The organism is Pseudomonas sp. NPDC090755, assembly GCF_044769005.1.
Classification (GTDB): domain Bacteria; phylum Pseudomonadota; class Gammaproteobacteria; order Pseudomonadales; family Pseudomonadaceae; genus Aquipseudomonas.
Window position 1 is genome coordinate 34,311 of the sequence record NZ_JBIVXC010000003.1, and the last position, 12,113, is coordinate 46,423.

Annotated in this window: 11 protein-coding genes; 8 read left to right on the top strand and 3 right to left on the bottom strand. The window is 64.4% G+C overall.

Translation table 11 applies throughout. From position 1 onward, the window contains the following. Nucleotides 1-54 precede the first annotated feature (54 nt). Nucleotides 55-1,569: a threonine ammonia-lyase, biosynthetic gene (gene ilvA / locus ACIQUS_RS07075; protein ID WP_403044743.1), complete on the top strand. Its 1,515-nt coding sequence runs from the start codon at nt 55-57 to the stop codon at nt 1,567-1,569. A 38-nt stretch (nt 1,570-1,607) separates the two neighbouring features. After that, a complete protein-coding gene (locus ACIQUS_RS07080) occupies nt 1,608-2,036 on the top strand; it encodes a DUF2269 family protein (RefSeq protein WP_403044746.1) in 429 nt (142 codons plus the stop codon). A gap of 69 nt (nt 2,037-2,105) precedes the next feature. On the opposite strand, the gene ACIQUS_RS07085 is transcribed toward ACIQUS_RS07080, so the two are convergent. Further along, entirely contained in the window at nt 2,106-2,762 is a 657-nt protein-coding gene (locus ACIQUS_RS07085) for an HAD family hydrolase (RefSeq protein WP_403044749.1), read from the bottom strand. 140 nt (nt 2,763-2,902) lie between these two features. On the opposite strand from ACIQUS_RS07085, the gene ACIQUS_RS07090 reads away from it, so the two are divergent. Together ACIQUS_RS07090 and ptsP are read left to right on the top strand one after the other, a co-directional pair. After that, nucleotides 2,903-3,382: an RNA pyrophosphohydrolase gene (locus ACIQUS_RS07090; protein ID WP_010222140.1), complete on the top strand. Its 480-nt coding sequence runs from the start codon at nt 2,903-2,905 to the stop codon at nt 3,380-3,382. A 22-nt stretch (nt 3,383-3,404) separates the two neighbouring features. After that, nucleotides 3,405-5,684, top strand: a complete 2,280-nt coding sequence (gene ptsP / locus ACIQUS_RS07095; protein ID WP_403044752.1) for a phosphoenolpyruvate--protein phosphotransferase — start codon at nt 3,405-3,407, stop codon at nt 5,682-5,684. A gap of 68 nt (nt 5,685-5,752) precedes the next feature. Here the strand turns inward: ptsP and ACIQUS_RS07100 are convergent, their stop codons facing one another. Next, nucleotides 5,753-6,499 carry an NRDE family protein gene (locus ACIQUS_RS07100; RefSeq protein WP_403044755.1) on the bottom strand — a complete coding sequence of 249 codons (747 nt, stop codon included), beginning with the start codon at nt 6,497-6,499 and terminating at the stop codon, nt 5,753-5,755. Nucleotides 6,500-6,627: 128 nt separating this feature from the next. Here ACIQUS_RS07100 and ACIQUS_RS07105 point away from each other — a divergent pair, with 128 nt between their 5' ends. From ACIQUS_RS07105 to ACIQUS_RS07115, 3 genes are read left to right on the top strand one after another with little or no spacing between them, the layout of a single operon-like run. Beyond that, entirely contained in the window at nt 6,628-7,410 is a 783-nt protein-coding gene (locus tag ACIQUS_RS07105) for a sulfite exporter TauE/SafE family protein (protein WP_403044758.1), read from the top strand. A gap of 14 nt (nt 7,411-7,424) precedes the next feature. Then, on the top strand, nt 7,425-8,234 hold the full coding sequence (gene lgt, locus ACIQUS_RS07110; RefSeq protein WP_403044761.1) for a prolipoprotein diacylglyceryl transferase: 810 nt from the start codon (nt 7,425-7,427) through the stop codon (nt 8,232-8,234). Between the two features lie 48 nt (nt 8,235-8,282). Then, a complete protein-coding gene (locus ACIQUS_RS07115; RefSeq protein ID WP_403044764.1) occupies nt 8,283-9,254 on the top strand; it encodes a thymidylate synthase in 972 nt (323 codons plus the stop codon). A gap of 92 nt (nt 9,255-9,346) precedes the next feature. Here the strand turns inward: ACIQUS_RS07115 and cadR are convergent, their stop codons facing one another. Continuing rightward, nucleotides 9,347-9,790: a Cd(II)/Pb(II)-responsive transcriptional regulator gene (gene cadR / locus ACIQUS_RS07120; protein ID WP_403044766.1), complete on the bottom strand. Its 444-nt coding sequence runs from the start codon at nt 9,788-9,790 to the stop codon at nt 9,347-9,349. A gap of 82 nt (nt 9,791-9,872) precedes the next feature. On the opposite strand from cadR, the gene ACIQUS_RS07125 reads away from it, so the two are divergent. Continuing rightward, nucleotides 9,873-12,107, top strand: a complete 2,235-nt coding sequence (locus ACIQUS_RS07125) for a heavy metal translocating P-type ATPase (RefSeq protein WP_403044768.1) — start codon at nt 9,873-9,875, stop codon at nt 12,105-12,107. Nucleotides 12,108-12,113: the final 6 nt, after the last annotated feature.

The window sequence follows — 12,113 nt, forward strand, 5'->3', positions numbered from 1 at the left end:
AGGCCGCTGGGGTAGACTGCCAGGCCCGCCCAACCGCCCAGTGATGCTTTCCCGATGCTCGAACAGTACGTCAAGAAGATCCTCACCTCGCGCGTTTACGACGTTGCGGTCGAAACCCCGCTGCAGACCGCCGGCCAGTTGAGCAAGCGCCTGGGCAACAACATCCTGCTCAAGCGCGAAGACCTGCAGCCGGTCTTCTCGTTCAAGATCCGGGGCGCCTACAACAAGCTGGCGCAGTTGACGGCTGAAGAGCTGGCCCGTGGCGTAGTCACCGCCTCGGCCGGCAACCATGCCCAGGGCGTGGCCCTGGCGGCACGGGAACTGGGGATCAAGGCGACCATCGTGATGCCCAAGACCACCCCGGAGATCAAGGTCGAAGGCGTGCGTTCGCGCGGCGGCAAGGTGGTGCTGCACGGCGACTCCTTCCCCGAGGCGCTGGCCTATTCGCTGAAGCTGGTCGAGGAAAAGGGCTTCGTCTACATCCACCCCTACGACGATCCGCACACCATTGCCGGGCAGGGCACCGTGGCCATGGAAATCCTGCGCCAGCACCCGGGCCAGCTGGATGCGATCTTCGTTCCGGTCGGTGGCGGCGGGCTGATCGCCGGGATTGCCGCCTACGTCAAATACCTGCGCCCCGAAATCAAGGTGATCGGCGTCGAGCCGGATGACTCCAACTGCCTGCAGGCCGCCATGGCCGCGGGCGAGCGGGTGGTACTGCCGCAGGTCGGGCTGTTTGCCGACGGCGTGGCGGTGGCGCAGATCGGCCAGCACACCTTCGACATCTGCAAGACCTATGTCGATGAGGTGGTGACCGTCAGCACCGACGAAATCTGTGCGGCGATCAAGGATATCTACGACGATACCCGCTCGATCACCGAGCCTGCCGGCGCCTTGGGCGTGGCGGGCATCAAGAAGTACGTCGAGCTCAGGGGTGTCAGCGGCCAGACCCTGGTCGCGATCGACTCCGGCGCCAACGTCAATTTCGACCGCCTGCGCCATGTCGCCGAGCGGGCCGAACTGGGGGAAGGGCGCGAAGCGATCATCGCCGTGACCATTCCCGAGCAGCCGGGCAGCTTCAAGGCGTTCTGCGAAGCCATTGGCAAGCGCCAGATCACCGAGTTCAACTACCGCTACCACGCTGACGGCGAGGCGCACATCTTCGTTGGCGTGCAGACCCACCCGGACACCGACCCGCGCAGCGCCCTGGTACAGGGTTTGACCGAGAAGGGTTTTCCGGTACTGGACCTGACCGACAACGAACTGGCCAAACTGCACATCCGCCATATGGTCGGCGGTCACGCGGCGCGGGTCAGCGACGAGCTGGTGCTGCGCTTCGAGTTTCCCGAGCGTCCGGGCGCGCTGTTCAACTTCCTCAACAAGCTGGGCGGACGTTGGAACATCTCGATGTTCCATTACCGCAACCACGGTGCGGCCGATGGTCGCGTGGTCGCCGGCCTGCAGGTTCCGGATGATGAGCGCCACCTGGTGCCGGCGGCCCTGGCCAAGATCGGCTATCCCTACTGGGACGAAACTGACAACCCGGCGTACCGCTTGTTCCTGGGCTGAGCGGCTAAGCTCAGTTCAGTCCCCAAGGAAGCAATGACATGGAATACCTGACCACGCTCAAAACCCTGCACATCCTGGCCACCGTGCTGTTGCTCGGCAGTGCCCTGGGCCTTGCGGTCTGGACGGCACTGGCGCGGCGCAAGGGCGATGCCAGCGCGCACACCCGCCTGATGCAGCGGCCGCTGGTGTTCGTCTGGTTGTTGATGGGGCTGAGCCTGGTGAGCATGCCGTTCACCGGCTGGTGGCTGGTGCACCTGATCGGCTGGCCACTGGGCCAGACCTGGGTGCTGGCCTCCAGCGTGATCTACACCTTTGGCGCGTTCAGCTGGTTCTGGCTGGCGGCGCGGGTCAATCGCCTGCGCACGGCACCGACGGTGGGTAATCCCACATTCACCCTGGCCCTGGCGGTGTTCAGTGGTGTGTGCTTTATCGCCATTGCCGGGTTGATGGGCGCCAAGCCGGTCTGACGGGCCTCATCGCGGGGCAAGCCCGCTCCTACACTGTAGGAGCGGGCTTGCCCCGCGATACACCTTGAATCAACCGCGCAGGCTGATCACCGGCCAGCCGCGTTTCTCGGCTTCGGCGCGCAGGTTCGGATCCGGGTCGACCGCAACCGGATTGGCCACCTGCTCCAGCAGCGGCAGGTCATTCATCGAGTCGCTATAGAAGTAGCTGCCTTCCAGGTTGAGGCCGTTTTCTTCCAGCCAACGGTTCAGGCGCGTCACCTTGCCTTCACGGAAACACGGTATATCGGTACTGCGACCGGTATAGCGACCGTCGACCATTTCGCACTCGGTGGCCAGCAGGGTTTCCACCTCCAGGCGCTTGGCAATCGGCCCGGTGATGAAGCGGTTGGTGGCGGTGATGATCACCAGCTTGTCGCCGGCATCGCGGTGCTTTTTCAGCAGGGCCAGGGCCTTGGGCAGGATGATCGGTTCGACGCAGTCACGCATGAACTCGCGGTGCCATTGGTCGAGCTGGGCCATTTCGGTGGTGGCCAGGATCTCCAGGCTGAAATTCAGGTAGGCCGCCAGGTCCAGCTTGCCGGCCAGGTAGTCCTGATAGAAGGCATCGTTGCGGTTCTGGTACTCCACAGGGTCGAGGATGCCACGGGCGCACAGGTAGTCACCCCAGGCGTGGTCGCTGTCGCCGCCAAGGAGGGTATTGTCCAGATCGAATAAAGCCAGGCGCATTTAAGTCACTCGCATAACATCTGAAAAGTCCCACAGAATACGGACTTTTCACATCGGTGCACATAAGGTAAACGGGCGCGTTGCTGGCCTTGTGGCCTTTATGGAACAATGCCGTGACATGCGTTTGCGAGGTTGCTGCCGTGATCGACCCCGATGGTTTTCGCCCCAATGTCGGGATCATTCTGACGAATGATCTTGGGCAGGTGCTATGGGCTCGACGGATCAACCAGGATGCCTGGCAGTTTCCACAAGGGGGTATCAACCCTGAAGAGACGCCGGAAGATGCCCTGTACCGCGAGCTGAACGAAGAAGTGGGGCTGGAGCGCGATGATGTTGAAATTCTTGCCTGCACCCGCGGCTGGTTGCGTTATCGTTTACCCCAACGCCTGGTCCGTACCCACAGCCAACCGCTGTGCATCGGCCAGAAGCAGAAATGGTTTCTCCTGCGCCTGGTCTCCAACGAGCAGCGGGTGCGGATGGACCTGACCGGCAAGCCGGAGTTCGATGGCTGGCGCTGGGTCAGTTATTGGTACCCGCTGGGCCAGGTGGTGACATTCAAGCGCGAGGTTTACCGCCGCGCTCTCAAAGAGCTTGCCCCGCGCCTGCTGGCGCGCGACTGACGACGGAGTTCGACCCCGAGCCATGCTCAATACGCTGCGCAAGATCGTCCAGGAAGTTAACTCCGCCAAGGATCTCAAGACGGCGTTGGGGATCATTGTGTTGCGCGTAAAAGAGGCCATGGGTAGCCAGGTCTGCTCGGTGTACCTGCTCGACCCCGAGACCAACCGTTTCGTCCTGATGGCCACCGAGGGCCTGAACAAGCGCTCGATCGGCAAGGTCAGCATGGCGCCCAACGAGGGCCTGGTCGGCCTGGTCGGTACCCGCGAAGAACCGCTGAACCTGGAAAACGCCGCCGACCACCCGCGTTATCGCTACTTCGCCGAAACCGGTGAAGAGCGTTTCGCCTCGTTCCTCGGTGCGCCGATCATCCACCACCGGCGCGTGGTTGGCGTTCTGGTCATCCAGCAAAAGGAGCGGCGCCAGTTCGATGAAGGCGAGGAAGCCTTCCTGGTAACCATGAGCGCCCAGCTGGCCGGCGTTATCGCCCATGCCGAGGCCACAGGCTCCATTCGCGGCCTGGGCCGCCAGGGCAAAGGTATCCAGGAGGCCAAGTTCGTCGGCGTACCCGGCTCGCCCGGCGCCGCGGTGGGCAAGGCGGTGGTCATGTTGCCGCCGGCCGACCTCGACGTGGTGCCGGACAAGAGCGTCGATGACATCGACGCCGAGCTCAAACTGTTCAATACCGCCCTGGAAGGGGTGCGCGACGACATGCGCAACCTCTCTGCCAAACTCGCCACCCAGTTGCGCCCGGAAGAGCGTGCGCTGTTCGACGTCTACCTGATGATGCTCGACGACGCCGCCCTGGGCGGTGAAGTGGTGCAGGTGATCAAGACCGGCCAGTGGGCCCAGGGCGCCTTGCGCCAGGTGGTGGGCGAGCACGTCAATCGCTTCGAGCTGATGGACGACGCCTACCTGCGCGAGCGGGCCTCGGATGTGAAGGACCTGGGCCGGCGCCTGCTGGCCTACCTGCAGGAGGCCCGGCAGCAGAGCCTGGTCTACCCCGACAACACCATCCTGGTCAGCGAGGAGCTGACCCCGGCCATGCTCGGCGAAGTGCCGGAAGGCAAGCTGGTCGGCCTGGTGTCGGTGCTAGGTTCGGGCAACTCCCACGTGGCGATCCTGGCCCGGGCCATGGGTATCCCCACGGTGATGGGCCTGGTCGACCTGCCGTACTCGAAGGTCGACGGCATCGAAATGATCGTCGATGGCTACAAGGGCGATGTCTACACCAACCCCAGCGACGTGATGCGCAAGCAGTACGCCGAGGTGGTCGAGGAAGAGCGCCAGCTGGCCCAGGGCCTGGATGCGCTGCGCGAACTGCCGTGCATCACCCTCGATGGCCACCGCATGCCGCTGTGGGTCAACACCGGCCTGCTGGCCGATGTCGCCCGCGCCCAGCAGCGTGGCGCCGAAGGCGTGGGGCTGTACCGCACCGAAGTGCCGTTCATGATCAACCAGCGCTTCCCCAGCGAAAAGGAACAACTGGCGATCTACCGCGAGCAGCTGGCGGCCTTCCACCCCCTGCCGGTGACCATGCGCAGCCTGGACATCGGCGGCGACAAGGCGCTGTCGTATTTCCCGATCAAGGAAGACAACCCCTTCCTCGGCTGGCGCGGGATCCGCGTGACCCTCGACCACCCGGAAATCTTCCTGGTGCAGACCCGCGCCATGCTCAAGGCCAGTGAAGGCCTGAACAACCTGCGCATCCTGCTGCCGATGATCTCTGGCATCCACGAGCTGGAAGAGGCCCTGCACCTGATCCACCGGGCCTGGGGTGAAGTGCGTGACGAAGGCACCGACGTGCCGATGCCGCCGGTGGGGGTGATGATCGAAATCCCGGCTGCGGTGTACCAGACGCGTGAACTGGCGCGTCAGGTGGACTTCCTCTCGGTCGGCTCCAACGACCTGACCCAATATTTGCTGGCGGTGGACCGCAACAACCCGCGGGTCGCCGACCTCTACGACTACCTGCACCCGGCGGTGCTGCAGGCCTTGCAGACCGTGGTGCGCGACGCCCATGCCGAAGGCAAGCCGGTGAGTATCTGCGGCGAGATGGCCGGTGATCCGGCGGCGGCGGTGCTGCTGATGGCCATGGGCTTTGACAGTCTGTCGATGAACGCCACCAACCTGCCGAAGGTGAAGTGGATGCTGCGCCAGGTGAGCCTGGGCAAATCCAAGGAGCTGCTGGCCCAGGCCATGGGCATCGACAACCCGCAAGTTATCCACAGCTCGCTGCAACTGGCCCTGAAGAACCTGGGGCTGGCGCGGATGATCAACCCGGGATCGGCGAAGAACCTTTGAGATTTATCGCGGGGCAAGCCCGCTCCTACAGAGACCTCCTGTAGGAGCGGGCTTGCCCCGCGATAAGGTCAGACTTGCAGATCCACCTCTCCCAGATGTCCCCCGAACGGCCCGAAACTGCGCTCGACCAACCGCCGCCGACCATCGGCTTCGACAATCAGCACCGTGCTGGCCCGTGTCCCGTAGTTCTGGCTGGCAATGAACACACTCGACAACAACCGCTCGGTACCCAGCCCTACGCCGGTTTCCGGCAGCTCGCCATCTGCCGCTTGCAGGTTGTCGCCCAGCAGCGTCAGCAACCCTTCCGGCTGCGGGTCGGCCAGATGCCGCTCCAGCCCGGCACGGGCCTTCACCAGCTTTGGCCAGGGCGTATCCAGTCCGGCATTGGACAGGCCGTAGACACCTGCCCCCAGCAGTTGCGCGCCAGCATTGCGGGCATTCAGGTAGCCCAGCTGGCCGCCATCGCCCACCAGCAGGTTGAACCCCGAATACTGCTGGCTGCGGCTGGCCACCTGGTCGAGATAGGCCTCCACACCCAACTCGCCGCGCAGGAACGCCGCCACCAGCTCGCCGCGGGAACGCGCCCCTACCGGTTGCTGCGGGTCGCGGATATTGGTCAGCGCGGCAAAGCGGCCCTGAGGGCCGACGCCCAGCCAGGTACCGCCGGCTTCCAGGTCGCGCCCGGCGTAGACGCCCGGGGCATCGTCCCAGGCCGCGAGCATGCGGCTGGGGCGGGCGTAGAACTCATCGCGGTTGGCCGCGACGATCAGCGGCTGGGCATGCCCGGGCCGCCAGGCGAAGACGATCAGGCACATAGGTGGGCCTCTGTGTTTTCGCCCACTCTACCAAAGCGAGCCGGCCGATCCACCGACTTAATGTGACTTCACTAGAGCCACAGGCCTACCTTCCGTTACCATGCCGGACTGAATTTACGGGGGCGACAATGGAATTCGTGCTCTATCTGCTGTTGGGCGCCTGTGCAGGCGTGCTGGCCGGGCTGTTCGGCGTTGGCGGTGGCATCATCATCGTGCCGGTGCTGGTGTTCAGTTTCACCGTGCAGGGCTTCGATGCCTCGGTACTGACCCACCTGGCGGTGGGAACCTCCCTGGCGACCATTGTCTTCACCTCGGTCAATGCCATCCGCGAGCACCACCGCAAGGGCGCGGTGCAATGGCCGATTTTCGTCTGGATGACGCTGGGCATCCTGGTCGGTGCCGGTATCGGCGCCAAGACCGCCTCGGCGATCCAGGGGCCGATGTTGCAGAAGATCATCGGCGTATTCGCCCTGGTGATTGCCGTGCAGATGGCCCTGGACCTCAAGCCCAAGGCCAGCCGCAGTGTTCCCGGTAAAACCGGGCTGACCGCTGCCGGCAGTGTGATCGGCTGGGCGTCGGCGATCTTCGGGATCGGTGGAGGTTCGCTGACCGTGCCGTTCCTGACCTGGCGCAGCCTGCCGATGCAGCAGGCGGTGGCCACGTCCTCGGCCTGCGGCTTTCCGATTGCGGTGGCCAGCGCCCTGAGTTTCATCTGGCTGGGCTGGCATGACCCGCACCTGCCGGCGCATAGCCTGGGCTTCGTGTACCTGCCTGCGCTGCTGGGGATTGCCCTGACCAGCATGTTTTTTGCCCGCTTCGGCGCGCGCCTGGCGCACAAACTGTCGCCACGCCTGCTTAAGCGCTTGTTCGCCGCGCTGCTGTTCTGCGTCGGCCTAAGCTTTCTGCTTTAACGAGAGGAGTCACCATGCTGCCTTACCCGCAGATCGATCCCGTGGCCATTGCCCTGGGACCGTTGAAAATCCATTGGTATGGCCTGATGTACCTGGTCGGTATCGGCGGTGCCTGGCTGCTGGCCTCGCGGCGCCTGGAGCGCTTCGATCCGACCTGGACCCGGGAGAAGCTGTCCGACCTGGTGTTCTGGCTGTCGATGGGGGTGATCGTCGGCGGGCGCCTGGGCTACGTGCTGTTCTATGACCTGCACGCCTACCTGGCCAACCCGGCGCTGATCTTCGAAGTGTGGAAGGGCGGCATGTCGTTCCACGGCGGGTTCATCGGCGTGATGCTGGCAGCCGTGTGGTTCGGCAAGCGCAACAACAAGTCGTTCTTCGAACTGATGGACTTCGTCGCGCCGCTGGTGCCGATTGGCCTGGGCGCCGGGCGCATCGGCAACTTCATCAACGCCGAACTGTGGGGCAAGGCCACCGACGTGCCCTGGGCCATGGTCTTCCCGCCGTTCAGCGATCCGGCGCAGTTGCCGCGTCATCCGTCGCAGCTGTACCAGTTCGCCCTGGAAGGTGTGGCATTATTCCTGATTCTCTGGCTGTACTCGCGCAAGCCGCGTCCGACCATGGCCATCTCCGGGATGTTCGCCCTGTTCTACGGCATCTTCCGCTTCATCGTCGAATTCGTACGGGTACCGGACGCCCAGCTGGGTTACATCGCCTTCGGCTGGCTGACCATGGGCCAGTTGCTGTGCGTGCCGATGATCCTCGGCGGCATCGGCCTGATCTGGTGGGCCTACCACCGCACACCGACGGCCAAGGCCGCCGCTTGATTTCCACGGCAGGGGTGATCCCCCTGCCGTCTTTGTTACAGGTAAGCCATGAAACAGTATCTAGATCTGGTCCGCGACGTTATCGAAAACGGCACCCTGCAAGGCAACCGTACCGGTATCCGCACCATCAGCCTGCCCGGCGCCATGCTGCGCTTCGACCTGCAGAAAGGTTTTCCGGCCATCACTACCCGCAAGCTGGCGTTCAAGTCGGCGATCGGCGAGATGGTCGGCTTCCTGCGCGGGGTCAAGAACGCCGGTGAATTCCGCGAGCTGGGCTGCAAGGTCTGGGACCAGAACGCCAACGAAAATGCCCAGTGGCTGGCTAACCCGTTTCGCCAGGGGCATGACGACCTCGGCGAGATCTACGGCGTGCAGTGGCGCCAGTGGCCGGGCTACAAGCGCATCCCGCTGAGCAACCCGGCGGCCATCGCAATGGCTGAACAGCAGGGTTTTCGCAAGATCGCCCAGGATGAGGAAGACGGCCAGGCCTTCGTCATCCTGTACAAGGCTATCGACCAGGTGCGCCAGTGCCTGGACACTATCGCCAACGACCCCGGCAGCCGCCGCATTCTGTTCCACGGCTGGAACTGTGCCCAGCTCGACGAAATGGCCCTGCCGCCGTGCCACCTGTTGTACCAGTTCCACCCGAATGTCGAGACGAAGGAAATCTCCTTGACCCTCTACATCCGCTCCAACGACCTGGGCCTGGGCACGCCGTTCAACCTCACCGAAGGCGCGGCGCTGCTGTCGCTGTTCGGCCGCCTGACCGGTTACACGCCGCGTTGGTTCACCTACTTCATCGGTGATGCGCATGTCTACGAAAACCACCTGGACATGCTGAACGAGCAGCTCAAGCGCGAGCCGCTGGAAGCGCCGAAGCTGGTGATCAGCGATCGTGTGCCGGACTTCGCCAAGACCGGCAAGTACGAGCCAGAGTGGCTGGAGAAGATCGAGCCGAGCGACTTCAGCCTCGAAGGCTACGAGCACCACGCGCCCATGACCGCGCCCATGGCGGTCTGATCACCGCCTGTGGGAGCGGGCTTGCCCCGCGATGCAATCTGTCAGCCACATCGCATCGCGGGGCAAGCCCGCTCCCACAGGATATGCAGTAATCAGTGCCCGTGGCTTCTGCCCACATGCGAAGGCTCCGCCTCCGGCGCCGTCACCGCACCATTGACCTCAAGATGCTGCAGGATCGAGCACTGAACCTCCTTGGGATGGCAGTGCTGGCGCAGTTCCAGCAGTTGCGTCTGCAAGGCCTGCAAGCCATCGATACGCGCCTGCACATGCTCAATATGCTCATCGATCAGGGCGTTCACACTTTCGCACTGGTCGTCCGGGCTGTCGCGCAGACGCAACAGGCTGCGGATTTCTTCCAGGGTCATGTCCAGGGTGCGGCAGTTGCGGATGAACGTCAGGCGCTCAACATGGGCCTGGGTGTACAGCCGGTAATTGCCCTCGCTGCGCGCAGGCTCCGGCAGCAGGCCTTCGCGCTCGTAGTAGCGGATGGTCTCGACGGCGCAGTCGGTGGCCTTGGCCAGTTCTCCGATCTTCATCTGCAAATACCTCGACAGGTGGCTTGACCCTATAGTGGCTACAGGGTGTTCACTTGGCAACAGGACATTTAGGGATGAACCCATGAACCAGCCTGTCAGCCATACCCCGGGTAAAGAACCCCACGATCATGACCACGCCAAGCACGCCCACAGTTGCTGCGCCCACGACGCCGCACCGGCCCTGGTGCAGTTGACAGAAGCGAGCAGCGGCAATGCGCGCCTGAGCCGTTTTCGCATCGAGGCGATGGACTGCCCGACCGAGCAGACCCTGATCCAGAACAAGCTGGGCAAGCTGGCGGGCGTCGAGCAGCTGGAATTCAACCTGATCAATCGCATCCTCGGCGTGCACCATACCCACGCCGACACCCGTGCCATCGAGCAGGCGGTCGCTTCGCTGGGCATGCAGGCCGAGCCGTTGACCGAGGCCAGCGACGAACCCGCCGCAGTGCCTGCCCCGGCGAAAAAGCACTGGTGGCCGCTGGCCCTGGCGGGTGTTGCCGCCGTGGCCGCCGAGGTCATTCACTTCGCCGCGCTGGCGCCGGACTGGGTGGTGGCGGCGGTGGCCCTGGTGTCGATCCTCGGTTGCGGGCTGGGTACCTACAAGAAGGGCTGGATCGCCCTGAAGAACCGCAACCTCAATATCAACGCGCTGATGAGCATCGCCGTGACCGGTGCGGTGCTGATCGGCCAGTGGCCGGAAGCGGCCATGGTCATGTTCCTCTTCACCGTGGCCGAGTTGATCGAAGCGCGTTCGCTGGACCGTGCGCGCAACGCCATCGGCGGCCTGATGCAATTGAGCCCGGACCTGGCCACGGTGCAGCAGGCCGACGGCCAGTGGCGCGAGCTGGACGTCAAACAGGTCGCCCTCGGCGCCCTGGTGCGGGTACGGCCTGGCGAGCGCATCGGCCTGGATGGCGAGGTGGTCAGTGGTCAGTCGAGCATCGACCAGGCACCGATCACGGGCGAGAGCCTGCCGGTGGAGAAGGGCCCGGGCGACAAGGTGTTCGCCGGCACCATCAACCAGGCCGGTGCCCTGGAGTACCGGGTGACGGCGGCGGCCGGGCAGTCGACCCTGGCGCGGATCATCAAGGCGGTGGAAGAGGCCCAGGGCGCGCGGGCACCGACCCAGCGCTTCGTCGACCAGTTCTCGCGTATCTACACCCCGGCCGTGTTCGCCTTTGCCCTGGCGGTAGCGGTGATTCCACCGTTGTTCATGGCCGGCGCCTGGTTCGACTGGATCTATCGCGCCCTGGTGTTGCTGGTGGTGGCCTGCCCATGTGCGCTGGTGATTTCTACCCCGGTGACCATCGTCAGCGGCCTGGCGGCGGCGGCGCGCAAAGGCATCCTGGTCAAGGGCGGGGTGTACCTGGAGGGTGGGCGCAAGCTCGACTTCCTGGCCCTGGACAAGACCGGCACCATCACCCACGGCAAGCCGGTGCAGACTGACCATGTGGTCCTCGACCCCCTGTTCGAAGGCCGCGCCCAGGCCCTGGCCGCAAGCCTGGGCGAGCGCTCCGATCACCCGGTGTCCCGCGCCATTGCCGTGTTTGCCGGCGAGCAACAGCTGGCCCTGAGCGAGGTCAGGGCGTTCGAAGCCCTGGCCGGTCGTGGCGTGCGTGGTGAAATCGACGGTCAGTTCTACCACCTGGGCAACCATCGCCTGGTCGAAGAGCTGGGCCTGTGCTCGCCTGAGCTTGAAGCCCGCCTCGATGCATTGGAGCGTCAGGGCAAGACGGTGGTGCTGCTGCTCGACCAGAGCGGGCCGCTGGCGCTGTTCGCCGTGGCCGACACGGTCAAGGACAGCAGCCGCGAGGCGATTGCCGAGCTGCATGAGTTGGGTATCAAGACTGTCATGCTCACCGGCGACAATCCGCACACGGCCCAGGCCATCGCCGCCCAGGTGGGTATCGACCAGGCCCGGGGCAACCTGCTGCCGGCCGACAAGCTCAAGACCATCGAGGACCTGTACGCCCAGGGCCACCGGGTCGGCATGGTGGGCGACGGTATCAACGACGCGCCGGCGCTGGCCCGTGCCGAGATCGGCTTCGCCATGGCCGCCGCCGGTACCGACACCGCCATCGAGACCGCCGACGTGGCGCTGATGGATGATGACTTGCGCAAAATCCCGGCCTTCGTCAGGCTCTCGCGCCAGAGTGCGGCGATCCTGACCCAGAACATCGTGCTGGCGCTGGGGATCAAGGCGATCTTCCTGGCGATCACCTTCGCCGGGATGGCAACCATGTGGATGGCGGTGTTCGCCGACATGGGCGTGAGCTTGCTGGTGGTCTTCAACGGCCTGCGCCTGCTGCGAAAATAGAGGATG